We start from the raw sequence: 25,586 nt of genomic DNA, 5'->3' as shown, positions 1-25,586 counted from the left end.
TCATTCCGCGGAAGAACGAAGCTGAGCAAGGTGGATGGCAGCGCAGAAGCGCTGGCAGTGCAGGTATACTCAAACGTTTCGTCGACCACTGCCGCCTGCGGATTTCCGGGCCGACCTATGTGATTCTGTGAGACCTTGCCTTGGCACTGACTTTACTCGGACTATCAGGAGCGCTGACCCACGATCCGTCGGCAGCGCTCTACATCGACGGCAAGCTGGTTGCGGCGGCGGAGGAAGAACGCTTCGTTCGTGACAAGCATGCCAAGAACCGCATGCCCTACGAGGCGGCCAAGTTCTGCCTGGAGTTTGCCGGCGTCAAGCCGGCCGAGGTTGATGCGGTGGCCATACCTTTTGCGCCGATCAGTCTTGCCGAGCCGGCACGTTGGCACTATGCCAAGCGCTACTGGTACGCGCCGGAGCGTGCGCTGGACGCCATCCTGACCGGTAATCGACGTTTCTACCGCTACCGCAAGCGCATTGAGTGGTGTCTGGTGCAGCTTGGTTTCGATCTGAAAAATACTGAAATCGTGCCGGTCGAGCATCACCTGGCGCACGCCGCCAGCGCCTATCTTTGCGCGGGATTCAAAGAGAAAACGGCGATTCTGGGCATCGACGGCAAGGGCGAATACGCGACGACCTTCTTCGGCTACGGCGAGAGGGGCCGGATTCACAAGATCAAGGAGTTTTACGATCCGGATTCACTGGGTGGGCTGTACGGTGCATTGACCGAGTACCTCGGTTTCGAGATGCTCGACGGTGAATACAAGGTGATGGGCATGGCCCCGTACGGCGACCCGCATCGCTACGATTTCTCGCGGCTGGCGAAATTCGAGAACGGCCAACTGACGGTCAACACCGACTACGCCAACGTGATCGGCTTCCGTCGCTACAAGGAGAAGGGGAAGGGCTACTACTTCTCGCCGAAACTGATCGAATGGCTAGGCCCGAAGCGCTCGGGTGACAGTGCCGACGACCCGTATATCCATTACGCGGCGAGCATGCAGAAGCTCTTCGAGGACCTTTCGCTGCAGATGATTGAGCACTACCTCGGTGACATTCTGCGCGAAACCGGCCGTCTGGCGTTTTCCGGTGGCGGCGCGCTCAACGTCAAGCTCAACCAGAAAATCATCGCCCGCCCGGATGTCCGTGAGCTCTATGTCCAGCCGGCGTCTGGCGACGCCGGCACAGCGGTCGGCGCGGCCGCCTGGGTGTCGGTGCAGCGCGGTGTGCCGGTAGAGAAGATGGAGCATGTGTACCTCGGCCCCGCCTACAGCAACGAAGATGTCATCGCCGCGTGTGCCCGCCATCCGGCGCAGCCGCAGTGGCAACGGTTGAATCAGGTGCCGCAGGAAATTGCTGCGCTACTGGTGGCCGGGAACCCGGTGGCGTGGTTCCAGGGGCGGATGGAGTTCGGCCCGCGGGCGCTTGGCGGCCGTTCCATCCTTGGTTGCCCGAGTGTTGCCGGCGTCGCCGACCGGATCAACGCCCAGATCAAGTTCCGCGAGCGCTGGCGCCCGTTCTGCCCGAGCATGCTCGACACCGTTGGCCCACAGATGCTCGGCAGTGACCACCCGGCGCCGTTCATGACCTTCACCTTCGCCGTGGCGGAGGGCTGGAAGGAGCGCGTTCCGGAGGTGGTGCACGAAGATGGCAGTTCGCGTGCGCAGGTCCTACAACGGCAATTCAACCCGCGCTACTACGACCTGATGGTGGAGCTGGAGAAGTTGACCGGCAACGGCGTCGTTCTCAACACCTCGCTCAACCGTCGCGGCGAAGCGATGATCTGTTCGCCGACCGATGCGCTGAACATGTTCTTCGGCTCGGATCTGGAGTATCTGGTGATGGAAGATTTGCTGGTCGTCAAGGCGCAGGCTGCTGCCGGTTTCTTGCCGTCTGCAGGCTGAACAGCCACCCCTGACGGAAGCGGGATTTGACTCCGGCAGCGGCGCCTAGGATACTTCGTCTGCGTACTTGAAACGCCTTCCCCATGCCTAGTTTTCTCAACGCAGTGGCTGAAAGTGCTCTGTTGAGGGGCCGTTTTGTAGCCGAAACGGAGACACCATGCCATTTTCCATCCTTAGTCCCCCTAATTTTTAACAGCAACTCATTGTCGAGGAAATCATGTCCAAACTGTTCATCGAAGATCTCGCCCTCGAAGGCAAGCGCGTCCTGATCCGCGTTGATTTCAACGTCCCTCAGGACAAGGTTACCGGCGCGATCACCAACACCAAACGCATCGAGGCAGCGCTGCCGACGATCCAATATGCCCTGAGCAAGGGTGCCGCAGTCATCCTGATGTCCCACCTTGGCCGTCCCGACGGCAAGGTCATGCCGCAGTACAGCCTGCAGCCTGTCGCAACTGCTCTCGAAGGTCTTATCGGGCGCCCGGTCAGCTTCCTTTCCGATTGCGTCGGCCCTGAAGTCGAAGCCGCCTGCGCCAAGGTCAAGCCCGGCGAAGTCATCCTGCTCGAAAACCTCCGTTTCCACATTGAAGAAGAAGGCAAAGGCACCGTCAAGGGGCCCGACGGCACGGTCAGCAAGGTCAAGGCCAACCCTGACGACGTCAAAGCCTTCCGCGCCTCGCTGACCAGGCTGGCCGATGTCTACGTCAACGACGCCTTCGGTACCGCCCACCGTGACCACTCGTCGATGACCGGCGTGCAGTTGCCGCAGCGTGCCGCAGGCTACCTGATGAACAAGGAACTGGCAGCCTTCTCGGCGGTACTCGAGTCACCGCAGCGGCCGCTGCTGGCCATCCTCGGTGGCGCCAAGGTTGCCGACAAGATTCAGTTGATCAACAACCTGCTCGACAAGGCCGACCAGATCATCATCGGTGGCGGCATGGCCTTCACCTTCAAGAAAGTCCTCACCGACATGCCGATTGGCAACTCGCTGTACGACGAGGAGGGTGCCAAGCTGGTCCCCGACCTGATGGCCAAGGCCAAGGAGAAGGGCAAGCAGATCCTGCTGCCGACCGATTTCATCATTGCCGACAAGTTCGACGCCGCCGCCAACACCGGCACCGCCAACGATGTCGACGGGATTCCCGACGGCTGGCTCGGTCTCGATTGCGGTCCGGAATCAACCAAGGTGTTCACCGACGCCATCCTCAACGCCAGAACGATCATCTGGAATGGCCCGGCGGGCGTTTTCGAGTTCGCCAACTTCGAAGCCGGCACCAAAGCGATGGCCGATGCGATCGTCCAGGCGACCGCCAAGGGCGCGACGACGGTGATTGGTGGCGGTGATACTGCGACGGCTGCGAAGAAATATGGCGCCGAAAAGAAGGTCACCCATACCTCGACCGGTGGTGGCGCATCGCTGGAGTACCTCGAAGGCAAGGTTTTGCCTGGCGTCGCCGCGCTTTCCGAAAAGTAAGCCACCAAGCCGAACGGCCCCGGCGCTTTGCCGGGGCCGAGTTCCTAGCTCAATCCGAAACAGACAAGAGGAAACCCATGCGTAAGATCGTTATCGCCGGCAACTGGAAGATGAACAAGACCGTTGCCGAGTCAGTCAAGCTCGCCGCCGAAGTGGTCGTCGCGGCGAAGCACATCAAGAACGTCGTCGTCGCCATCGCCCCCACCTACCTTGCACTGGCGAAAGTCGCCGAAGTGGTCAAGGGCAGCAACGTCAAGCTCGCAGCACAGGACGTGCACTGGGAAAACCAGGGCGCATTCACCGGCAAGGTCAGTGCCGACATGCTCAAGGAAATCGGTGTCGACCTGGTAATCATCGGCCACTCCGAGCAACGCACCTATTTCGGTGAAACCGACGAAACGGTCAACAAGAAGGTCAAGAAGGTCCTGTCGCTGGACATGGGGCCGATCGTCTGCATCGGTGAAACGCTCGCCGAGCGCAAGGGCGGCGAGCTCGAAAGTGTGCTGACCAAACAGGTCAATGGCGCCTATGCGGGGCTTTCTGCCGCCGACGCGCTGCGCACCGTGGTTGCTTACGAACCGGTCTGGGCGATCGGCACCGGCGTCACCGCCAGCGACGCCGAAGCGCAGGAAGCGCACGCTTTCGTCCGTGGCCTGCTGGCCAAGCTGTTTGGCGAGAACGTCGCCCAATCGATCAGCATCCAGTACGGCGGCTCGATGAAGCCGGACAACGCCGCTGGTTTGCTGGGTCAGAAGGACATCGACGGCGGCCTGATCGGCGGTGCGGCGCTCAAGGCCGACAGCTTCCTGGGCATCATCACGCCGGGTGAGTCGATCAGCAAGTAAGTCGTGTCAGGGGCAGGAAGCGCGGGCGCCGCATTGCGGCGCCCGCTTTTTTTCGTCCAGCCCTAAGACACCTCCTCGCCCGCCTCATGGAACCCCCCGAGATTTGATGCGATTGCCCTGATCATTGACTGCTGCACCCGGCGTCAGCCATACTCCTTGATGGTCCATTGCATTTCCCATCCTCCGCGAACACTCCACTTGATCATCTAAAACCCGAACATGATGTTTTCAGCTCGGCGCCTTGAGGCGCGGCCGCACTTCGTCGGCATTTTTGTCATCGCGCTCGTGGTGATGGCCTACCAGGTGCTGCTGACCCGCCTGTTCAGCGCGGTGCTGTTCTACCACTTCGCATTCATGGGCATTTCGCTGGCGATGCTCGGCATGACCCTCGGCGCGCAGCGCGTGTTCTCCCGAGAGGCGCGGTTCTCGGCCGACCGGCTGGAGAGCGAGTGGGCCAGGGCCGCGCTCGGTTTCTCGCTCAGCAGTGCCGCCTTGACGCTGGTTTACATCGTCTCGCCGCCGTTCCTGCCGAGGAACGCGGAAGTGACCACCGCGCTGATCTTCATTCCCTTCGTCGTTCCGTTCACCTACGGTGGAATCTGCGTGACGCTGATCCTGACGAAATCCCGCGAAGCGATCGGCGGGCTGTATGCCGCCGATCTGGTCGGTGCGGCGCTGGGCTGCATGCTGGTGGTGGGCGCGCTGCTGTATCTCGACCCGGTGAGCCTGACCTTCGCGCTCGCTTGCCTGAGCGCCTTCGCGGCGCTGGTGATGGCTCGCGGCGCCGATCCTGCGCTGGCCACCCGGGCCGGATGGCTGGGCGGGGCCTTTCTCGTGGCGCTGGTCCTGCAGGGGGGGCTGTATGTCACGAACGGACCGCACCTGAAGATCCGCTGGGCACCTGACCAGGTGCAGAGCACGCTGCCCTACGAGCGCTGGAACGCCTATTCGCACATCAGCGTCGGGCCGGTTCCCCCGTCATACGGGCCGGTGGGTTGGGGGTTCGGCCGCCAGCCCACGCAGGCGATTGAACAGATGGGTCTGATCATCGATGCCAGCGCCGGAACCGTCATCACCCGGTTCGACGGCAACCTCGAGCCGCTCGGCTTCCTGGCGAACGACATTATCAACATGCCCTACCACATCCGATCGATCGACCGGGTCGCGGTGATTGGCGTGGGCGGTGGGCGCGACATCCTCTCGGCGCTGGTTTTCGGAGCCGGCCACGTGACCGGCATCGAGCTGAATCCGGCCAACCTCGACGTGCTGACAACGAGCTTCGCCGACTTCTCCGGGCATCTCGGTCAGCGCCCCGGGGTTTCGCTGGTCAACGCTGAGGCGCGCAGCTGGCTCAACCAGACGAACGACACCTTCGACCTGGTCCAGATCTCGCTCATCGACACCTGGGCGGCGACCGCGGCGGGTGGCCTGGCGTTGGCGGAGAACAAGCTCTACACCGTGGAGGCGTGGACGGACTTCATGGCCAAGCTGAGTCCCAAGGGCGTGCTGTCGGTGTCGCGCTGGTTCGAGCCAGGCACCCACATCGGCGAGTTCTATCGCCTGCTGTCGCTGGCCGCGCAGACGCTGCGGCAGCGCGGCGTTCCCGACCACCAGATCCGTAGCCACATCCTGGCGTTTCGCAACGGGATGGAGGACGGCCCGCAGGCCGCCAAGGAGGCCCGTGTGGTCACGGTCATCGTCGGCGCCGCGGCGTTCTCCGCCGAAGACACCCGGCGGGCAAGGCAGGCCGCCGGGCGCGAGGGTTTTCACGTCATGCTCGACGCCGACACCGCGTGGGACAGGACCAGCGGCGTTATCGCTTCGGGAATGGCGGACGAGAAATTCCTGGCCTCGCTGCCGATTGACGTCAGCGCGTCGACCGACGACCGGCCGTTCTTCTTTTACGTCACGCGACTGAAGGATGTCTTCAGGCAGGACGGCAGCCGCGAAGCCGAAGGCTCCAACGCCAAGGCCATCGGCATCATCGGCTTCCTCCTCGTCGCCACTTTCGCGTGCGTGATCGGCTTCGTTCTCGGCCCCCTCCTGGCTTCGACGCGCCGGCGCATGGAGAAAGGGTCGGTGCCGTACCTGCTGTACTTCGTGGCGATCGGCGTGGGATTCATGCTGATCGAGATTTCGCAGATGCAGCGCCTGATCATCTTCCTTGGCCACCCGGTGTACGGGCTGACCGTGATCCTGTTTACCCTGCTGCTGTTCGGCGGCCTGGGCAGTCTGAGCGTCCGTCCCGCAGGCCCGCTGTGGCATCAGCGATTCCTCTTCAGGGGCGTTGCCTTGTGCGTCGTCCTTCTGGCCACCGGATTACTGACGCCCTCGATCACCGGGCAGCTCAAGCATCTGGGCACGCCGGCACGAATCCTGTCGTCGGTTCTTCTGCTGGCCCCGGCCGGGTTCTGCATGGGGATGATGTTTCCGATGGGCATGCTGATCAGCCAGCACCATCGGGCCCTGCACCCGTGGTTCTGGGGCGTCAATGGCGCCACGTCGGTGTTTGCCTCGGTTCTGGGGGTAGCCATCTCGATGCAGCTCGGCATCTCGGCCGCCTACTGGATCGGCACCGCGTTCTACTCGGTGTGCCTGCTGGTCCTGCTGCGCGAGACCGTGGCTCGGCGCGGCGCTCAGCGCGCAGCGGCCTGACACGTCCGGCGTCGGGCGGCTCAACGGAACGATCACCGAGCCCAGACGCGCGTCGCCGGTGAGTGCCCGCCGCTCAGTCATTCGCCAGCGCCCGCCGGTATTGCATGGCTTCGGTCAAGTGCGGCACGGCGATCGCATCGACGCCGGCGAGGTCGGCGATCGTGCGCACGCGGTGGATCTCTGTCAGGCAATGAGGCGTTGCCATCATTGCGGTGCCAACGACACGCTGGCCTGAGCCTCGTTCCAGGGTGCGGCCAGACGGCGCCCGTCACGCACGAGCAGTCCTGCCGCCTCCAGATCCGAGACGTCCTGATCCACGTTTTGGTAGTCGCGCTTCAACGCGGTTGCCGATAATGAAGTGGTATCGCGGTGCATCGTCGAACAACGCGGCCTGGCGCTTCTACTTGACGACGATCAGGCGGAACGCTTTTCTGGTCTCGTCTATGCTGTGTCGTGTCTCGGCAACGGCGCAGTCAGCCTGCGTCTTCCAGTCGCCTTTGGCGTTGGTCCTTGGCAGCGCCCCCAGCTTCAGCAGACCGCTCAAGGCCAGATCGTTCTTCAGCAAGCGCAGCTCCGCCAGTGATCGACCGCCGTCGGTCAGCAGCAGTACTCGCGGCGTGACATAGGCCCTCGCTTGATAGCCTCGACCACTGCCGGGTTTGGGCACCGCGGTAGCCAGCCGGCGATTCAGCCCCAGGCCGACGAGGAATTTGTCGAACAGCACCCGCCCGGGATTCGCCGTCAGCAGCGCTTCCGTGGCTTCAAGCTTGAACGCAAGCGGCGCTCATGCCAAAGTCCTCATCGCCCCGCCTCCTTGGCTCTCCAGATAGGCGTTTGTTGCGATAACGTCACCCTATCCGGGATCAAGGCTGGGCGGAGCCTTCTCGTTGGTTATGCCAATCAAATCGTCGAAGTTGGGCAGCGCATTGGCGGCCACCCCGACGACTGCCGGTGAAGAGTTTCGGCAATGCCGGGAAAGCGGCGACAGGCAATATACCTTGTTTGTTCCGGCAATCCCGTGTGCAGTGCAGCACAGTGGATTGCTGCCCTGAGGCCCATTTACAGAGCATCTTGCGTTCAGCTTAGAGGCTTGCGGTGGCGACTTGAGTACCTTTCTGGAAAAGCCGCCGCTGCAAAGGGGGTTTACAACGTGACTTTTTTCACATAAGTTTCGTTCCCATGTCCAGAAAACACCCCCTCGCGTCCCTCCTCGGCGCTGCCCTGATCGCTTTTTCAAGTGCCGGCCTGGTTCACGCCGATGAGCAATTGAAACCAGTCGACGGCCCCTCTCTCTTCGAACGTTACACGACCACTGCACAGGACTTGATCCTCAAGGGTCTTGAACTTATTGGCATCAACTATCGCCGCGGCGGTACCGACCCGGATACGGGTCTTGACTGTAGCGGTTTCGTCCAGCTCGTTTTCAAGGATGCGATCGGCGTGATCCTGCCCCGCACTGCCGGTGAACAGAGCCAGGTTGGTGAGGTGATCGACCGTCGTGAACTGAAAGCCGGCGACCTCGTTTTTTTCAACACCATGCGTCGTGCTTTTTCGCACGTCGGGATCTATCTTGGTGACAATCGCTTCATGCATGCGCCGCGGTCGGGTTCCGAGATCCGGATCGAGGACATGCGGCAGAGTTACTGGGTTCGCCGCTACAACGGCGCTCGCCGGTTGTTGGAGGGCTGAGCCGCAGAGTCTTCCGGCTTTTCTATGAAACGACGCGTTGCGTCGTTTTTTTTGCCCACAAAAAAGAACGATTCGCATTTACACCGATGGTCGCGCTTGTTATTATTGCCGATAACGATAGTTATTCTCATCTAAATCAATGGAGGCATGACCATGAAATCGCTGTTCTTACGTTCGTTGTTGAGCTTGAGCCTGGGCGCGACCGCTTTCGGCGGCGCGCAAGCCGAAGAGCAAGTCCTCAATCTCTACTCGGCCCGCCACTACCAGACCGATGAAGCCCTCTACGATGGCTTCACGCAAGAGACCGGTATCAAGATCAAGCGTATCGAGGGCAAGGAAGACGAACTGCTCGAGCGGATCAGGAACGAGGGCGCCTATAGCCCGGCCGATGTCCTGTTGACTGTCGATGCCGCGCGCCTCGCGGCAGCGCACGAACTGGGGCTTTTTGCGCCGCTCCAGTCGGCGATTCTGGAGGCGCGCATTCCGGCGAATCTGCGGACCAGCGACTGGGCGTCCTTCTCGACCCGTGCGCGCGTTATCATCTATGCCAAAGGCGTCGTCAAGCCCGAGGAGCTGGCGACGTACAGTGACCTTGCCGATCCGCGACTGAAGGGAAAGGTCTGCTCGCGCTCGGGCTCTCACCCCTACAACCTGTCGTTGATGGCGTCGATCATTGCCCATCAGGGGGAGGCCAAAGCCGAGCAATGGGCAAAAGGCGTCGTTGCCAATTTTGCCCGCGCACCCAAGGGCGGTGATACCGATCAAATCCGGGCCGTCGCCGCCGGCGAATGTGCGGTGGCTGTCTCCAACACTTACTATCTGGCCCGGCTGATGCGTTCGGACAAGCCCGAAGACCGCAAGACGATGGACAAGATCGGCATCGTCTGGCCCGATCAGAAAACTTACGGTGCGCATATCAACGTTTCGGGTGGTGGGGTCTTGAAGCATGCGCCACACAAGGAAGCGGCGATCAAGTTCCTCGAGTACCTGGCCAGTGATCAGGCGCAACGCTACTTCGCCGATGGTAATAATGAGTGGCCGGTAGTGGTTGGCATCAAGATCGACAATCCGGCGCTGGAGGCGCTCGGCAAGTTCAAGGCCGACAGCCTGCCGGTTGGGTCATTGGCCATGTATCGCGCCAAGGCGCAGATCATTTTCGACCGCGCCGGCTACCGCTGAGCGAGCATTCGTCAGCGGCGCCTGCGCGAGATCTGGCGCGATAGCGCGATCAGTGGTAATAGCCCGACGGCAACGATGGCCAGCGATGCGCTGGCCGCTTCGCCCAGACGCTCGTCGGAAGCGAGCGTGTAGGCCTGGGTAGCCAGCGTATCGAAATCGAAAGGGCGCATGACCAGTGTCGCCGGTAGCTCCTTCATCACGTCGACAAATACCAGCAGACCGGCTGTAAACAGGCTGCTACGCACGATCGGCAGGTGCACCCGGCGTAGCGTCACCGCTTGTCCGAGGCCCAGGCTACGCGCTGCGTCGTCCATGCTCGGCGTAATTTTCGCCAGACTGGTGCTTACCGCCTGCAAGGCGACGGCGAGGAAACGTACCAGGTAGGCATAGACCAGCGCCGCGATGCCGCCGGTAATCAGCAGGCCGGGGTTGCTTCCGAACCACTGCTGCCATTGCCCCGCCAGCCAGCTGTCCAGGCGGGTGACCGGAATCAGGACGCCAACCGCAATTACCGAACCGGGGACGGCGTAGCCGAGACCGACCAGGCGGTTGAGCGCCCGCGCCGGCAAGCCTTTCGACAGGCGGGCGCCATAGGCGAGCAGCACCGCCAGGGCGACGGCGATCAACGCGGTCACCCCGGCGAGCAGGAAACTATTGCGCACCATGACCAGGAAGTGCTCGCCAAAGCGTGCCTCGCTGCTGGACAGTCCCAGGCGCAGCAACAGCCAGGCTGGCAGCAGGAAGCCGATGGTCAGCGGCAGCGCGCAGACCGCCGTTGCCAGCCAGCCACGCCAGCCCGGCAGTTGATGGCCAACCTTCTGGCGGTGGCGTCCGGTGGTGTCATGAAAACGCGACCGACCGCGAGAACTACGCTCGATCAGCAACAGCAGCATCACGAAACCCAGCAGTGCCGCCGCCAGTTGAGCCGCAGCAATACGATCACCCAGCGAGAACCAGGCGCGATAGATGCCGGTCGTGAAAGTCTGGACGCCAAAATAGGACACCGTACCGTAATCGGCGAGGGTTTCCATCAGGGCCAGAGCCGTGCCGGCCGCGACGGCGGGCCGGGCCAGCGGCAGCGAGACGCGGAAGAAGCTGCGCCAGGGCCCGAGACCGAGTGTGCGCGAGGCTTCGAGCATGCCGCTGGCGCGCTCGATAAAGGCCGTGCGAGTCAGCAGATAGACATACGGATAGAGGACGAAGACGAACATGGCGATCGCGCCACCGAGGCTGCGGACCTCCGGAAACCAGTAGTCGGCCTTGCTCCAGCCGAAGGACTCGCGCAGGAAGCTCTGCAGCGGACCGACAAACTGCAGAAAATCGGTATACACATAGGCCAGCACATAGGCCGGCATGGCCAGCGGCAGGACCAGAGCCCATTCGAATACCCGTCGACCGGGGAAATCATGCATGGTGGTCAGCCATGCCGTCGCGACGCCGACCGCAATGACGCCCAGACCGACGGCCAGGCACAACACCAGCGTATTGCCGATATAGCTTGGTAGAACGGTCGCCGCCAGGTGCGACCAGGTGGTGCTGGTGCCGCCGCTGAGGATGTTCATCAGCACACTCGCCACCGGCAGGCTGACCAGTGCGGCCACGGCTGCGGAAACCAGAAGCAGGGGATTGGGGTGTGAGCGGGTCATGGTTCAAGCGGCTAAATGAGAATTATAATTGACAAGTTCCCCTTGCTATCTTCCCGGCTTGACCGGCACTTGTGCGGCGCAAGCGTTTACCTCCAACCGACAGCACCCGATGCCCCCTCTTTGATGGCCCATCTCGAACTCGAAGGAATCGTTCAGCGCTACGGATCGCACACGGTTGTCGATGGTGTCGGCTTTCGTGTCGAAACGGGCAGCATCGCCTGTCTGCTCGGTCCATCCGGCTGCGGCAAGACGACCTTGCTGCGCTGTATTGCCGGCTTCGAGGAGATTGCCGCGGGAGAAATACGGGTCGCCGGCCGAACGGTGAGCCGGCCTGGTCGGCGTGTACCCCCGGAGAAGCGACAAATCGGCATGGTCTTTCAGGACTACGCCTTGTTCCCGCACCTGACGGTGGCAGCCAACGTCGGCTTCGGTCTGGCGGCGCTCGCTGCTGGCCAGCGTCGGCAGCGGGTTGCTGACCTGCTGGCGACGGTTGGCCTCGGCGGGCAGGGCGACAAGTATCCGCATGAACTCTCGGGCGGCCAGCAACAGCGCGTGGCGCTCGCCCGCGCCCTGGCGCCGCAGCCGCAACTGCTGCTGCTCGACGAGCCTTTTTCCAACCTCGATGTTGGTCTGCGCGAGCGACTGTCGCTCGAAGTGCGCGACATTCTCAAGAGCCAGAACATCACGGCCGTGTTGGTCACCCATGATCAGCACGAAGCTTTTGCCATGGCTGATGAGGTCGGCGTGATGGCTGCGGGCATCATTCAGCAATGGGATACGCCGTACCGGGTATATCATCAGCCGGTCAATCGTTTTGTCGCTGATTTCGTCGGTCAGGGGGTTTTTCTGAACGGCATGGTGATCGACGAGAGAAGGGTCGAAGTGGAACTGGGCGTTCTCGAATCGCGTTTGCCGCTCGAATGCAGCGAGGGTTGCGACGCTTGTGGCAAGGGGTGTGGCGTGGAGGTGCTGTTGCGCCCGGACGACATCATTCACGATGACCGCAGCGAACTGTTGGCCGAGGTCCGGCACAAGGCTTTTCGCGGTGCCGAAATCCTGTACACCTTGCGACTCGGAAGCGGCGTCGACGTCCTGTCCCTGGTCCCCTCGCATCACAATCATGCCCTTGGCGAGAAAATCGGTATCCGCCTGGACGTTGATCACGTCGTCGCCTTCAAGACGCCGACCCGCGCTTTCCCGTCCAACGCCCAGGCCATTCACTTCCATCGATGATTCCCTGGCTCGAAGGCAAGGAAGCTTTTCCGCCGCTGGAAAGAGCATTGCTCGAGCCGAACGGCTTGCTCTGTGCGGGCGGCGACCTGTCGCCACAGCGCCTGCTCAGCGCCTATCAGCACGGTATCTTTCCCTGGTACTCGAGTGGTGAGCCAATCCTCTGGTGGAGCCCGGACCCGCGCATGGTCCTCGATCCTGCCGAATTTCGCATCTCGCGCTCGCTGCGTCGCAGCTTGCGTGCCGGGCGCTTTCAAGTGACTCTGGACAGCAACTTCCCGGCGGTCATCCGGGCCTGCGCCGAAACACCGCGTGCCGGCCAGTCCGGCACCTGGATTTCACCCGAGATGCAGCACGCGTACTGGCAACTGGCCCGGCTGGGATTCGCCCACTCGGTCGAGACGTGGCTCGATGGCAAGCTCGTCGGTGGCCTCTATGGCCTGGCCATCGGCCGGATGTTCTATGGCGAATCGATGTTCTCGTATGCCACCGATGCCTCCAAGATCGCCACTGCGCATCTCGCGCGCTTCCTTGAAGGTGAGGGATACGGCATGATAGATTGCCAGATGAGCACGCCGCACCTGGCGTCGCTCGGCGCGCGGGAGATCCCCCGCGATCTATTCATGGCCCGTCTGTGTGCCCTGGTTGCCGTGCCGTGGCAGCCCGGCAGATGGCCGGTGGACGGCGCTGGCCAAGCCTGGACTTAGGGAAATGTCGCGACTCAACGACTCCAATCTGCCGTTCTCCCTGCTGCAGTTCTACGCCACGGCGCCCTACACCTGCAGCTACCTGCCGGGCGAGCGGGCGCGTTCGCAGGTTGCCGCACCAAGCCATTTGATCAATACCGAGGTCTACGGCGAACTCGTTCGCAGCGGCTTTCGACGCAGCGGGATGTTTACCTACCGGCCGAAGTGCGACGGTTGTCAGGCTTGCGTGCCGGTGCGCATTCCGGTCAACGCGTTCGAGCCCAACCGCAGCCAGCGTCGCAGCGTCCGGACGCATGCCGAGCTTCTGGCGCGCGAGTTACCCCTCGCTTTTCGCGATGATCACTATCAGCTCTATCTGCGCTACCAGTCGGCCAGGCACACTGGCGGTGGCATGGACCAGGACAGTCACGACCAGTACGCGCATTTCCTGTTGCAAAGCCGCGTGGACACGCGATTGGTCGAATTCACCGACAACGGCGTCCTGCGCATGGTGAGTATCCTGGACGTCCTCAACGACGGCTTGTCTTCGGTCTACACCTTCTACGATCCCGATCTTTCTGCGGCCAGTTTCGGCACCTACAACATCGTCTGGCAGATCGCCCAGTGTGCGGCCAACGGGCTGCCCTATCTCTATCTGGGCTACTGGATTCGCGACAGCCGGAAAATGGCCTACAAAGCCAATTTCAAGGCCATCGAAGGGCTATTCGACGGCCAGTGGACCGATCTGCGCGCACATCTGACCGAGCAGACCGTCCCGGCTTTCGGGCCGGACGAGCGCGACTGAGTGTTGCGCTTGGCCAGCGGCTGCCTGGACCTCGGGGTTGTCAACGATCTCCGGGGATAGCGGCCAATACTCGCCGATGAGAATGTCGTTTTGCGGCAGTCAGACAGTTGCTGCCGCCTCCGAAGCGTTTGCCTGGCCCGCCCTTTCCCGTGCCGGTGCTTCTTCCCTGGCGAGAACCTCGAACAGCGTTGCCATGCCCTTCGCCGCATGCTCCAGGGATTTCCCCTCCTCGGCCGTCAGGCCGCCAGGCGCAGCTTGTAGCCTCTGGGCGACATCGAGCACGTGCCGGCCGTGATCAAGCAAGCGGCTGCGGATGGCATTGAGCTGTTGGAGCTTGGCGATGGTCGCCGTGCGCAAGTCCCGCATCGCCTCGTCTTTTTCTTCGTCGTTGCTGGCGGCGGCCAGTTCGCGCCGCGCCGTTACCTCGTCCATCGACTCCTTCCACCAGCGCATGAACGTCGCCCGGTGTTCGACCAGTGCATTCAGCGATTCGGCCATGGCGTTGATCTCGTCGCGGCCATTGCTCACCGTCGGGACGCGGGTAGTGGGACTGCCGTAGGCGAGATCGTCAAGCAGTCCGGCCATCTGGCGAACCGGACGGACGATGCGTCGCGTCATCGCCACCGCCAGGAGCACCCCGAGGGCGATCGCGCAGAACATGACGATCAGGCTGATTCGCACGCTCTCCTGCGACGAGTCGGCGATTTCAGCGACGCGGCTAGCCGTCATCTGGTTGGCCTGGTCTACGTTCGCTTTGACCAGTGGCGCGACACGTTCGGCCGCGGCGTTCATTTCGCGGGTCAGCACGCCAATGCTGGAACTCTGCGCCACCAGCGCCAGGAAATCCTTCTGGTAATCCCCCAGCAGGCCGATCAGCAGCGTCTTGTCGGCATCGGAGATCGGTGAGCCGCTGATCTGCGCGCGAATCGTCTCGGCGATCTTGATCACCATTGGCGGGTACGACTCATCGCCGCGGAGCAGGAAGTCCTTTTCGCGTCGCCTGAGTTGCAGGACGCTGGCCTCCAGGTTGGAGACGTGGTACGCGTTCAGCAGTCGCTCGATACGGTGTGCCGCGTCACGAAACGGCCCCCTGCCACCGGCGACGTTCCCCGCCTTGAGCGCGGTCTCCGCGTAGGGTTCGAAGCTCGTGGCATATGCCGCCAGTTCGGTCAGCAATTGTTGGCGGACGCTATCCTGCAGTTCGGAAACCTTCAACTGTTGACGAAACTCGGCGATCAACTGGCGAACGCGCTCTCGGTAAATGGGATCCTGGCGCAGGGCCAGATCCTTCTCGCTGCGGCGAATCTGCAGCAGCAGCGTGTACAGGCGGTCGACGTTGTAGCTGGCGGCCAGTGTTTGCAGGCGATGAACCTTGTCGCGGAAGGCGCCCTGCAGCCCCGAGTTTTCATCCAGACCCATGATTCGCCAGGCGTCGGCAACCGCCTGGAAACGTTCCTGGTAGGTGGTCAGCAGCGCCTGCAGCGCGGTGGCCGTTTGCCGCGAGTCCTGGTCGACCGCAGCCAACGCCGCCACCTTTTCGTCGAGCGCCCGCAAGCGCTTGCCCAGCGCTTCGGCAAAAAGAAGTTGATGGCCGAGCAGAAAGCCCTTTTCGGCATCGCGCACGGCTGCCAGTTCGATCTCGATTTCCAGCGCCAGGGATTTTCGTACCTCGAAGACCTGCAGCTGCTGGTAGTCGTCGAGCACCGTAGCGAGCGTCTTGTGGTAGTGCCAGACGACGCCGACAAACAGCAGGCCGACCAGCGCGAAACCGAGTCCGATCTTTTCACCGATGCGTAACTTGCTGAAGAACTTGTCCACGTCTGGGTCCTTTGGTTTGTCCAGGCCCGCGGCGGCAGCGTGTTGACCGTGCCGCTGCACACGCCTACGGCCACGTACTCAGCAGAGTCTAGGCATGGCTTGTGTCGAAAGCATGACGGTGACGGTTGCCATGGTTGTCCGCGGCGCACGGCCGCGCGGTGCCGCTGGCTCAGCCGTGCGCGGTGATCTTCGGCGGCATGGTGGTTGCGGGAGCTGCTGCCATCGAACACCCGTGCATGCGGCGCCACTCCTGCGGCGAGATATCCTGCCAGCGTTTGAAGGCGTGGGTAAAGGCGCTGGCGCTGGAATAGTCGAGGACCACGGCGATCTGTCCAAGCGACAGGTCGGTATTGCAGATCAAGCGCAGCGCCAGACCGCAACGGGCTTCGTCGAGCAATTCCCGGTAGCTTTTGCCCGCGCGCTCGAGCAAGCGGTTCAGTCGGCGCGGGTTCATCGCCAGCTCCCCGGCAACCCGGGTGAGGGAACAGCGGCGCAGGACGAGCATCGCCTGCACCACCCGACGGGTCTGTGCGACGAGGTCCAGGTCGTGCCGGTCGCGGATGTCTTCCAGCCGCTCCTTCAACAGTTTGAATCGAGCGGGGTCGGCACCGGCGACCGGCAGGCTCAGATCACTGGCGGGAAATACCAGTGACGAGCTCTCGGCGTCGAACTCGATCGGGCACTGAAAGACCTGACGATACGGCCGCATGTTCGCCGGGCGGCGGCGTGAGAGCAACACGGCCCGTGCTCTCCACTGCGAGCCGCATAGCAGACGCATGATGTTCTGAGCAATCACCAGGGTGCCGTCGTAGATCTGGTCGACGCCGGCAATCGGTCCGGCGAACAAGGTGTAGCCGAGGGTGGCGGTGCTGCCGTCGATCGTGCGTGTCGCTATCCCCGCGCGATCGTGCAGATGGAGGAGGTCCTGCAGGTGGGCCAGTGCCGTGCCGACGTCGGCGCAGTGTGGCAGCAGCTCGCCGACCATGCCGAGTGAGGAGGCGCTTTGAGTCCGTCCGAGAAGCAACGCGAAGTGCGGGCAGCCGGTAAGCGCAGCACAGCGTTCGAGCAGCTCGCCAGCCGTGTACGGCGAGATGATGTTGTCGGGGTTGGCAAACAACTCGCCGCTGACGCCGACGCTGGCGAACAGCCCGTCGGCGTCGACCGCGAAGTGCTCGATCGCCTGCGCAATGTTGGTCAAGGGGCCAACACGCAAGAAGCCCTCCGGAACTTCGCCGGAGGCTTTCTTCAATGGCAGCCTGGCTGTGTCATCGGTCATGGTGAGTCGTCGCCGTGATTCAGGGAAGATGTCGCAAATTATCAAGCAACCGAGTACGGAACAGTCGACAATCCCGTTTTTTCGCGGGCCGGCCGATCGTCGCCGGCACTACCCGCGGTGTTCCGGTGAGTCATTGGCAAAGAAAGGAGCCGCTCATGCGCAAGCTCATGATCAGGCTGGCTGTGGCGATGGCCATGGTTTCTTCCGTTGGAAGCGCAAGCCTGGCGGCGCAGGAGAAGGGTGATCTCGCGGAGATCCGAGCCGTCGTCGAGGAGGCCTACCTGTACGGGTTGCCGATGGTCGTTGGCTACAAGGTCATGCACGACTTTTTCATCGACCCCAAGTCAGGGCAGTTCAAGGCACCAATCAACCAGCTGCATAACGAGGCGCGAGTGTTCACCCCCAGGGACACGGCGATCAGCACGCCGAACAGCGACACCCCGTATTCGATGGTGATGCTCGACCTGCGCGCCGAGCCGATGGTGCTGTGCATGCCGAAGATCGATCCGGCGCGCTACTACGACGTGCAGCTGATCGACCTGTACACCGACAACTACGGCTACATCGGTAGCCGCACCACCGGCAGTGACGCCGGCTGCTACCTGATCGCCGGGCCCGACTGGAAGGGTGAAGCGCCAGCCTCGGTGGCCAAAACCTTCCGCAGCGAGACCCAGTTCAGCCTGGTGGTCTACCGCACCCAGCTCTTCAACCCGGCGGACATGCCGAATGTCAAGAAGGTGCAGGCCGGCTATAGCGTCAAGCCGCTGTCGGCCTTCACCGGCGCCGTCAAGCCACCGGCCGCAGCGGCCGTGCAGTGGCCGGCTTTCACGCCGGCAGCCTTCACCAGCGAATTCGTGCCCTACCTGAACTTCCTCCTGCAGTACGCTCCGGCCACCGGCACCGCTGCGGTGGAAATGCCGATGCGCGAGCGCTTCGCCAAGATCGGCATCGGCGCTGGCCTGAAGCCCGGCGGCGAGCATATGACACCGGCCGTCAAGGCGGCGATGGGCGAGGCGATGAAGGCCGCCCTGGCGAAGATCGGCCAGACCGCCGAAACCGTTGGCACCGTCGTCAATGGCTGGAACATCGGCGCGGCGGCAGGCGACCGCGCCTTCTACAACGGCAACTGGGCGCTACGCGCCGCGGCCGCCAAGCTCGGCATCTACGGCAACAGCCAGGCTGAAGCGGTGTATCCGTTTACGCGCAACGACATCAACGGCATCGTGCTCGACGGCGCCAAGCACACTTACCAGATGACCTTCGCGCCGGGGCAGCTGCCGCCGGTCAATGCCTTCTGGTCGATCACCATGTACGACGGCGGCACGCAGCTGCTGATCGACAACCCGATCAACCGCTACCTGATCAACTCGCCGATGCTGCCGGGGCTGAAGAAGAACGCCGACGGTTCGCTCACCGTCTACGTCCAGAAAGATTCGCCGGGCAAGGACAAGGAATCGAATTGGCTGCCGGCGCCGAACGGGCCGATGTTCGTCGTCATGCGAATGTACTGGCCGAGAACCGAGGCGCCCACCGTCTATCCGCTGGGCAAGGGCGAATGGAAGCCGCCGCAGCTGCTGCCGATCGGCAACCTCAACGCGCTGGACGTGCGCCGCTTCGGCGACAAGTCGCTGGAGAACTTCATCCGCACCGACACGCGCTACGGCCATGATGGCCTGCTGCAGGGGCCGCGCGGCTGGGGCTACTGGCACTACCTGGAATACCCGCGGCTGATCCAGAACCCGAACCTCTGGCCCGACTGGCAATCGACCTACTTCATCGGTCGCTTCGCGATGCCCGCCGGCAGCGCGATGACCTTCAACTATAGCTTCCCGCGTGCACGCTATTTCCAATTCGCGCTGTACAAGGAAGAGCACGGCACCTTCGTGTCGATCGGCGAGTCACTCGCCGGCCCCGACATCGAGCCCGACGCGGGGTCGATCAACCCCTTCCGTGTTGGTGCCGACCGCTTGTCGGACAAGCGTGACTTCACCATTCATGTACTGGCGCAGGACCCGCCGGCGGCCGGGCAGCCACGCGCGAAGAACACGCTGTACGTCGGTACCGACGGCGGTGAGCGCCAGGTGGTGAACCGCATTTACCTCTCCGACCAGGGCAGCGACGGCACCGGTTGGGCACCCGCCGACCGGCCGTCGCCGGCGCGCGGTCTGCCCACTTACACCGGCACCCTCGCCGATGGCAGCAAGCTGACGCAGGACGAGGTGGTCAAGCGCTTCGGCCGGCCATTCTCCGGCGCGACCAAGCAGCCGGCTACGCCCGAGCAGTGGGAACACCTCGTCACCGCGAAGACCAACGACCCGACGCTGAAGCCGGACACCGCGCCGGCGCGGCCGGTGCCGAAGTGGGAGAAGTACTGGAACATCAAGTATTCGATCCTGGGCGCCTTCATGCCCCCGGCCGAGCGCGCGAAGATCCCCTACAAGAGCGCGATCGACGGTGGTGGTGACCCCGAAACCGAGTACATGCTGGTCAACCTGTCGCGCAAGTTCGGCCCGGTGTACGTGATGCGCGGCAAGATGCCGACCTTCCCCAACACCTATGCCGGTAGCGGCGGACGCGGGTTGGAGGTGATGCCGGCCGCGCAGACGCAGTACTTCTCGCTGGTGAGTTGCGAATCGATGCCCTCGGGGCAAATCGTCGACGGGCTGACCGACATGCAGATTCCGCTCGACAAGGACGGCAACTACACCATCGTCTACAGCCGCAAGGAAGACCGGCCGAAAAACGCCACCGCCGCCAACGGTGTCGCCTGGATCGAATGGAGCCCGCGTGGCGAAGGCATCCCGGGGCCGAAGAACCGCACCGACTTCGGCATGCTGATGCTGCGCATCATGGCCAATAGCCCGGATTGGCAACAAAGCCCGAACCACGTCACCGAACCCGGCACCGAAGAAACCGTGATGGGGCCGTACTACCCGCGCGGCGAATACACCACCAAGGCGGCCTTCGAGGCATCGAATTTGAAGAAGTGAGTGCCCGGCCCGCCGTTGCGGCGGGCCTGATGCACGCGGACCGGGAGGCCGGCAGCCGAAAACTGACAGCGCCAGCGTAATGACTAACCCGATAGGAGAGAATCTTGAGAATTTCGACGTTTCTGAAGCTGGCGGGCCTGGTGGTCGCGCTGGCGCTGGTCTATGCCGTTTACCGGCTGGGCTGGTCGGTGATCGAGCCGAAGGTCGAAGCGCGGGTGGCGAAGATCGGCCTGACGCCGGGCCAGGTCGCGGCCAACGGCCCGTTGCCCGGCGACGTCGGCCTGTACGCGAAAGAACTCGACTGCCAACAGGCAATCCCGACGCCGGGCTATTACCCGTCGTTCAATGGCGCCGAGATTTCCGACGCGCAGCGCAGCGGCATCTTCCCCTGCGCCAGCTTCCTCGGCTCGCGCGAAGGCGCCAACACGGTCTATGCCTGGCGCAGCGTCGACGACTATCCCGGCATCTCGTACATCAACAACCGCAAGCCGGGCGAGCTGTACCTCGTCGGCGGTGAATACCCGACCTTCGAAGACCCGAACATGGCTGGGCCCTACATCGCCAAGGCCGACGCCGCCACCGGCAAGCAGATCTGGCGCACCTACTTCGACAACCTGAACGCCTCGGGACGCTGGATCGGCAACGCCAACCTCAACATCCTGGATAACGGCAAGATCGTCTTTGCCTGGTCGAACCAGATCGTGCTGCTCGACGCGGATACCGGCCAGATCCTGAAGCACAACACCCTACCCAGTGGCGCGGCACCGACGGCCGACGTGAACTACAAGCACCTGACGATCGCCCCCGACCGTACCCTGATCCTGAAGGACCAGACGCGGCCCAAGGGCTGCAAGCTGCAGGGCACCATCGCGATCATCAAGTGCGCGGCCGAAGGCATGAAACAGCCGCCCTCGCAGCTGGTCGCGGTGGACCCGGAAACCCTGGAAGTGTTGCACGACATTCAGATGCCTGAGCCGGCTACCTCTCCGCACATCATCACCATGTTCGAAGGGCGCATCGCCATTTACGTGCCGATGGACACGATGGTACAACGTGTCTTCTGGGACCCGGCGACGAAGAAACTCTCGCTGGACGAATCGTGGGTGATTTACCCGATGCAGAAAGGGCAGAGCGCCGCCACCGCGCCCACCGTGATCGGTGATTGGATCGCGGTGCAGCTCAACGGGATCGGCAGCGAAACGGTTGCTTCCAGCGTAGTCGTTACAAACCAGAAGAATCCGACCAAGACGCACATCCTCTTTCCTTTTGGCGCACTGAAGAAGGGCGAGTGGAGCTTCGCGATGCCGAAGAACGGCGCCGATCCCGAGAACCACATGCTCTATTCGGCGGATATGGGCATCGGCAAGGTTGCCGGCATCAAGCTCGATCCGGCAACCGGTGAGATGAAGGTGGCCTTCGTGCTCGACAACATGACCACCACCTTCCAACCCCTCTTCGGGCCGAAGGATCAGCGTGTGCTGATGCTCACGCAGATGAAGCTGAATGTGCCCAAGGAGCCGGTCAAGACCGCCTTCTTTACGCAGAATTACACCGAGCAGCTAACCTGGCGGGACGCCGCTACCGGCAAACTGCTGGCCGAGTCCGACTACTTCGAGCCGCTGACCGGCAACTCGCTGACGCCACCGGGCTTCGGCGGGCGGGTGTACTTCCCCACGGCCGCAGGCAAGGGCTTCTACGTGTTGCAGGCGATGCCGAAGCCGCCGGCGGCGAAGTAGCGCTGGTCCTGAGGCAGTTGACCAAGAGGAAAAAATGAAAGCATCGACACTCCTGAAACTGATCGGCCTGCTGGTCGTCGTCGCACTGGCTTACGCCGCTTACCGTCTGGGCTGGTCGGTGATCGAACCGAAGGTCGAAGCGCGAGTCGCGAAGATCGGGCTGACACCGAACCAGGTCGCGGCCAACGGCCCGCTGCCCGGCGACGTGAGCCTGTACCTGAAGGAGCTGGCTTGCCAGCAACAGATCCCGACGCCGGGCTACTACCCCTCGCTCAATGGCGCCGAAATCTCCGACGCCCAGCGCAGCGGCATCTTCCCCTGCGCCAGCTTCCTCGGTTCGCGCGACGGCGCGAACTCGGTCTATGCGTGGCGCAGCGAAGACGACTATCCCGGCATCTCCTACATCAACAACCGCAAGCCAGGCGAACTGTACATCGTCGGCGGCGAGTTCCCGACGCTGGAAGACCCGAACATGGCCGGGCCCTACATCGCCAAGGCCGAAGCCACCACCGGCAAGCAGATCTGGCGCACCTACCTCGACAACCTGAACGCCTCGGGACGCTGGATCGCCAACGCCAACCTGAACATCCTCGACAGCGGCAACATCGCCTTCGCCTGGGCCAACCAGATCGTGCTGATCGACGGCGACAGCGGACAGATCCTGAAACACAACACGCTGCCCGCCGGCGACACACCGATCATCGACGTGAACTACAAGCACATGACCATCGCGCCTGACCGCACGCTGATCATGAAGGATCAGACACGCCCGATCGGCTGCACCGAGCAGGGCACGATGGGCATCCTCACCTGTTTGGCCAAGGGCATGAAGTGGCCGAATTCGCACCTGGTGGCGGTGAACCCCGACACGCTGGAGGTGCTGCACGATATCCCGCTGCCCGAGCCCTGCGTCTCGCCGCACATCATCACCACCTTCGAGGGCAAGACCTACATCTACATCGGCATGGCCAAGAGCGCGCGGCGCTACATCTGGGACCCGGTGTCCAAGAAGCTCTCGGCCGACGAATCGTGGGTCATTTACCCGATGGCCAAGGGCCAGTCGGCCGCGACTGCGCCGAGCCTCATCGGCGACTGGGTCGGCTTCCAGCTCAACGGCGGCGGCAGCGAAACAATCTCGTCGAGCATCGTGATCGCCAACCAGAAGGATGCGAAGAACATGAAGACCATCTTCCCCTTCGGCGAGCTGAAGAAGGGTGAGTGGAGCTTCGCGCCGCCGAAGGCCGGTGCCGACCCCGAAAACAACATGATCTACTCGGCCGACATGGGCATGCGCAAGGTGGCCGGCATCAAGGTCGATCAGGCGACCGGCGAGATGAAGGTGGCCTTCGTCGTCGACGACACCACCACCACCTTCCAGCCGGTGATCGGCCCGAAGGACCAGCGCTTGCTTTTGCTGACCAACATGAAGCAGAGCGTCGACAAGGAGCCAATAAAGCTGGCGCTGTTCACCGCCAACTACAAGGAGCAGCTGACCTGGCGCGACGCCGCCACCGGCAAGATCGTCGCCGAGTCGGACTTCTTCGAGCCGCTCACCATCAACTCCCTCACGCCGCCGGGCTTCGGCGGGCGGGTGTACTTTCCCACCGCGGTGGGAAAGGGTTTCTACGTGTTGCAGGCCATGCCTAAGCCTGGCGTGACGTCGGCCAGGTAGCTGGCAAGGTTTAGGGCGACCGATGACATCCGGGACGAACGTTGCTGTACCGGGCAGCGAGGCTGGCATCGGGATTCGCCCGATCGCCGGCGTGTGCGAGGAGGGTAACTACGATGGAGACGAAGATGAAATCTACACAATCTCATGGAAGAACACCCGGCATCCGGCGTGCCGCCGGAGGGAAGTGGGCAGCGGCGCTGATCGTCAGTGCCATGCTCGCTGTGCCCGCTACCTTGAACGCGCGTGACCGTGGATTCAACCAGCCGGGAGCTGTGGGCAACACCGGGCGCGACCCGGGAGTCAACCAGCCTGGCGCGGTCGGCAATGTCGGGCGGGACCCCGGAGTGAACCAGCCCGGCGAAGTTGGCAACGTCGGGCGTGATCCCGGCGTCAACCAACCGGGGGCAGTGGGTAACGTCGAAAGGGACCCCGGGGTGAACCAGCCTGGTGCGGCCGGTAATGTCGGGCGCGATCCGGGAGTCAACCAGCCTGGCGCTGCCGGGAACCGCGGAGCGGCTCGCCGTCGTTATTGATATAGTTCTGCCCGCAGATACTGCGAGGATGTCGGCGATCAATGCGTATCAGGTGACCTCCTGGTACCGATTCATGTTTGAAACGGAGGCTTGAAAAATGAAAATCTCTTATCGCATGGGGGGGCTGCTGGCTGCCGTCCTCTGTCTGGCGAACCCCGTCTATGCCAAGGATGCAAGCAAGGCCGCCGCCAGCCCGCCGGCGAAGGAGGCAGCGTTGACCAAGGCGCTTGACAGCGCCATGACCCCGGGCGAGGGCCAGAAGCGGCTCGAGCCGATGATCGGCACCTTCAACGTCGCCATCCGCACTTGGGTGGAGCCGTCCAAGCCCCCGCTTGAATCGTCAGGAACAATGGTCAGCGCGTGGGTGCTCGGCAACCGTTATGTCCAGTCCATGCTGGCGGGACAGGTGAACGGCGAGCCTTTCAATGGTATTGGCTACATCGGCTTCGACAACGTCGCCAAAGCGTACCAGGCGACCTGGATGGATAGCGGCAGCACGGGCATGACCTGGTACTCCGGTGGTTTTGACGCCGCCGGCAAGTCGGCAACGATGAAGGCGTCGGTCCCCGACGTGCTCACCGGCAAGCCGTCGCCGATGGAGTTGCGTATGAAGCTCACCGAGGACGGTGGGCACGTGACGGAACTCTGGGGCAAGGGCCTGGGCAGCACGATGTTCAAGATGATGGAGCTGCGCTATACGCGTAGCAAGTAGTCAGTCCGACTGGACAAGGAGAGAAGAGATGAAACAAAGTGAAACGGGCAAGAGCTTTTCACGGAGAAGGCTGCTGGGCGGTCTGGCGTTGATGGTGTGTACGCAACCCGCCTGGGCGATCCTGGGGGTCTGGCGCCGGGCGGCGCGGCGCACCGTGATCGTTGCCGGCGCGGCCACGACTGCCGCAGTCGCCACCGAAAGTGCGGCCGCCTCTGAGCAGGCAGCCGCTGCCGCATCGGCACAGGCCGCCGCAAACCAGTCCGCGGCAGCCGCCAACCAGGCTGCAGCAGCGGCAAGTCAGGCCGAGGCGAGCGCGGCGCAAGCAGCGCATCCGGGCAAGACCGCGCAGCAAAAGCTGAAGGAGTTGCAGTCGCTGTACGACCAGGGACTGATCAGCAAGGGCGATTACGAGGCGGCCAAGACCAAGATCGTCAATCAGATAGCGCAGTAAAGCGAGCGCGACATCCGCACGCTGTCGTCCGCCTGGGCCCGGGGAGTGCAGGTGTCATTGAGGTAAGTTGCAGGAGAAAACACCGATGAGAGCAAGACGTAAGTTCCTGTTAGGCGCCGCCTTGGCGGCAACCGCGGCATCGCTTGGTGCGCCGTGGAACACGGCAAGCGCCGCGGAAAGCAAGGTCCAGCTGATGTTCGTGCAAAGTGCCGAAAGCCTGAAGGCGGACGACAAGACGCTAAGGCTGGTCAATGTGGCACCGCAGACGATCTACTTTTCCGACCG

Annotated in this window: 21 protein-coding genes and 1 pseudogene; 16 read left to right on the top strand and 6 right to left on the bottom strand. The window is 62.9% G+C overall.

The annotated features are described in order from the left end of the window. Window positions 1-140 precede the first annotated feature (140 nt). The 4 genes from RUW20_RS20605 (at window position 141) to RUW20_RS20590 (ending at window position 6,878) form a co-directional block, all read left to right on the top strand. Window positions 141-1,904: a carbamoyltransferase gene (locus tag RUW20_RS20605; RefSeq protein ID WP_313954089.1), complete on the top strand. Its 1,764-nt coding sequence runs from the start codon at window positions 141-143 to the stop codon at window positions 1,902-1,904. Window positions 1,905-2,121: 217 nt separating this feature from the next. Continuing rightward, on the top strand, window positions 2,122-3,378 hold the full coding sequence (pgk, locus tag RUW20_RS20600; protein WP_313954088.1) for a phosphoglycerate kinase: 1,257 nt from the start codon (window positions 2,122-2,124) through the stop codon (window positions 3,376-3,378). A gap of 77 nt (window positions 3,379-3,455) precedes the next feature. Further along, a complete protein-coding gene (gene tpiA / locus RUW20_RS20595; RefSeq protein WP_313954087.1) occupies window positions 3,456-4,223 on the top strand; it encodes a triose-phosphate isomerase in 768 nt (255 codons plus the stop codon). A gap of 291 nt (window positions 4,224-4,514) precedes the next feature. Beyond that, window positions 4,515-6,878, top strand: coding sequence for a hypothetical protein (locus RUW20_RS20590; RefSeq protein WP_313954086.1), 2,364 nt, complete (start codon window positions 4,515-4,517; stop codon window positions 6,876-6,878). A 73-nt stretch (window positions 6,879-6,951) separates the two neighbouring features. Here the strand turns inward: RUW20_RS20590 and RUW20_RS20585 are convergent, their stop codons facing one another. The 3 genes from RUW20_RS20585 to RUW20_RS20575 form a co-directional block, all read right to left on the bottom strand. Beyond that, complete coding sequence (locus RUW20_RS20585) at window positions 6,952-7,047, bottom strand: hypothetical protein (protein ID WP_313954085.1); 96 nt, start codon at window positions 7,045-7,047, stop codon at window positions 6,952-6,954. Window positions 7,048-7,082: 35 nt separating this feature from the next. Continuing rightward, window positions 7,083-7,217, bottom strand: a complete 135-nt coding sequence (locus tag RUW20_RS20580; protein WP_313954084.1) for a hypothetical protein — start codon at window positions 7,215-7,217, stop codon at window positions 7,083-7,085. Between the two features lie 61 nt (window positions 7,218-7,278). Then, window positions 7,279-7,602, bottom strand: a complete 324-nt coding sequence (locus RUW20_RS20575; RefSeq protein WP_313954083.1) for a hypothetical protein — start codon at window positions 7,600-7,602, stop codon at window positions 7,279-7,281. A gap of 455 nt (window positions 7,603-8,057) precedes the next feature. Here RUW20_RS20575 and RUW20_RS20570 point away from each other — a divergent pair, with 455 nt between their 5' ends. Continuing rightward, window positions 8,058-8,567 carry a C40 family peptidase gene (locus RUW20_RS20570; RefSeq protein WP_313954082.1) on the top strand — a complete coding sequence of 170 codons (510 nt, stop codon included), beginning with the start codon at window positions 8,058-8,060 and terminating at the stop codon, window positions 8,565-8,567. Window positions 8,568-8,720: 153 nt separating this feature from the next. Beyond that, window positions 8,721-9,746, top strand: coding sequence for a Fe(3+) ABC transporter substrate-binding protein (locus RUW20_RS20565; protein WP_313954081.1), 1,026 nt, complete (start codon window positions 8,721-8,723; stop codon window positions 9,744-9,746). 11 nt (window positions 9,747-9,757) lie between these two features. Here the strand turns inward: RUW20_RS20565 and RUW20_RS20560 are convergent, their stop codons facing one another. Next, entirely contained in the window at window positions 9,758-11,392 is a 1,635-nt protein-coding gene (locus tag RUW20_RS20560) for an iron ABC transporter permease (RefSeq protein ID WP_313954080.1), read from the bottom strand. Window positions 11,393-11,515: 123 nt separating this feature from the next. Between RUW20_RS20560 and RUW20_RS20555 the strand changes: the two genes are divergently transcribed. The 3 genes from RUW20_RS20555 to RUW20_RS20545 are packed head-to-tail and all read left to right on the top strand — an operon-like array spanning window position 11,516 to window position 14,113. Next, complete coding sequence (locus RUW20_RS20555; protein WP_313954090.1) at window positions 11,516-12,625, top strand: ABC transporter ATP-binding protein; 1,110 nt, start codon at window positions 11,516-11,518, stop codon at window positions 12,623-12,625. Beyond that, the gene (aat, locus tag RUW20_RS20550) at window positions 12,622-13,329 is read left to right on the top strand and encodes a leucyl/phenylalanyl-tRNA--protein transferase (RefSeq protein ID WP_313954079.1); all 708 of its coding nucleotides are present in this window, start codon (window positions 12,622-12,624) and stop codon (window positions 13,327-13,329) included. The genes RUW20_RS20555 and aat overlap by 4 nt, the downstream gene beginning before the upstream one ends. Before the next feature lie 4 nt (window positions 13,330-13,333). Then, on the top strand, window positions 13,334-14,113 hold the full coding sequence (locus tag RUW20_RS20545) for an arginyltransferase (RefSeq protein ID WP_313954078.1): 780 nt from the start codon (window positions 13,334-13,336) through the stop codon (window positions 14,111-14,113). A 99-nt stretch (window positions 14,114-14,212) separates the two neighbouring features. On the opposite strand, the gene RUW20_RS20540 is transcribed toward RUW20_RS20545, so the two are convergent. Together RUW20_RS20540 and RUW20_RS20535 are read right to left on the bottom strand one after the other, a co-directional pair. After that, a complete protein-coding gene (locus tag RUW20_RS20540; protein ID WP_313954077.1) occupies window positions 14,213-15,931 on the bottom strand; it encodes a methyl-accepting chemotaxis protein in 1,719 nt (572 codons plus the stop codon). Window positions 15,932-16,100: 169 nt separating this feature from the next. Continuing rightward, the gene (locus tag RUW20_RS20535; protein ID WP_313954076.1) at window positions 16,101-17,207 is read right to left on the bottom strand and encodes an AraC family transcriptional regulator; all 1,107 of its coding nucleotides are present in this window, start codon (window positions 17,205-17,207) and stop codon (window positions 16,101-16,103) included. Window positions 17,208-17,362: 155 nt separating this feature from the next. On the opposite strand from RUW20_RS20535, the gene RUW20_RS20530 reads away from it, so the two are divergent. The 7 genes and pseudogenes from RUW20_RS20530 to RUW20_RS20500 form a co-directional block, all read left to right on the top strand. Continuing rightward, window positions 17,363-20,197: a DUF1254 domain-containing protein gene (locus tag RUW20_RS20530; RefSeq protein WP_313954075.1), complete on the top strand. Its 2,835-nt coding sequence runs from the start codon at window positions 17,363-17,365 to the stop codon at window positions 20,195-20,197. Between the two features lie 104 nt (window positions 20,198-20,301). After that, window positions 20,302-21,933: a hypothetical protein gene (locus RUW20_RS20525; RefSeq protein WP_313954074.1), complete on the top strand. Its 1,632-nt coding sequence runs from the start codon at window positions 20,302-20,304 to the stop codon at window positions 21,931-21,933. 34 nt (window positions 21,934-21,967) lie between these two features. Next, window positions 21,968-23,605 carry a hypothetical protein gene (locus tag RUW20_RS20520; protein WP_313954073.1) on the top strand — a complete coding sequence of 546 codons (1,638 nt, stop codon included), beginning with the start codon at window positions 21,968-21,970 and terminating at the stop codon, window positions 23,603-23,605. 125 nt (window positions 23,606-23,730) lie between these two features. After that, complete coding sequence (locus RUW20_RS20515; protein WP_313954072.1) at window positions 23,731-24,138, top strand: hypothetical protein; 408 nt, start codon at window positions 23,731-23,733, stop codon at window positions 24,136-24,138. 97 nt (window positions 24,139-24,235) lie between these two features. Continuing rightward, window positions 24,236-24,850: a DUF1579 family protein gene (locus RUW20_RS20510; protein ID WP_313954071.1), complete on the top strand. Its 615-nt coding sequence runs from the start codon at window positions 24,236-24,238 to the stop codon at window positions 24,848-24,850. Window positions 24,851-24,878: 28 nt separating this feature from the next. Further along, on the top strand, window positions 24,879-25,301 hold the full coding sequence (locus RUW20_RS20505) for an SHOCT domain-containing protein (RefSeq protein ID WP_313954070.1): 423 nt from the start codon (window positions 24,879-24,881) through the stop codon (window positions 25,299-25,301). 85 nt (window positions 25,302-25,386) lie between these two features. Then, window positions 25,387-25,586 (top strand): annotated as a pseudogene (locus RUW20_RS20500) (hypothetical protein); the annotation flags it as partial.

The sequence above is a fragment of the Accumulibacter sp. genome (assembly GCF_032229525.1).
Taxonomy (GTDB): domain Bacteria; phylum Pseudomonadota; class Gammaproteobacteria; order Burkholderiales; family Rhodocyclaceae; genus Accumulibacter.
This window is presented reverse-complemented; position numbering and strand designations above follow the sequence as displayed.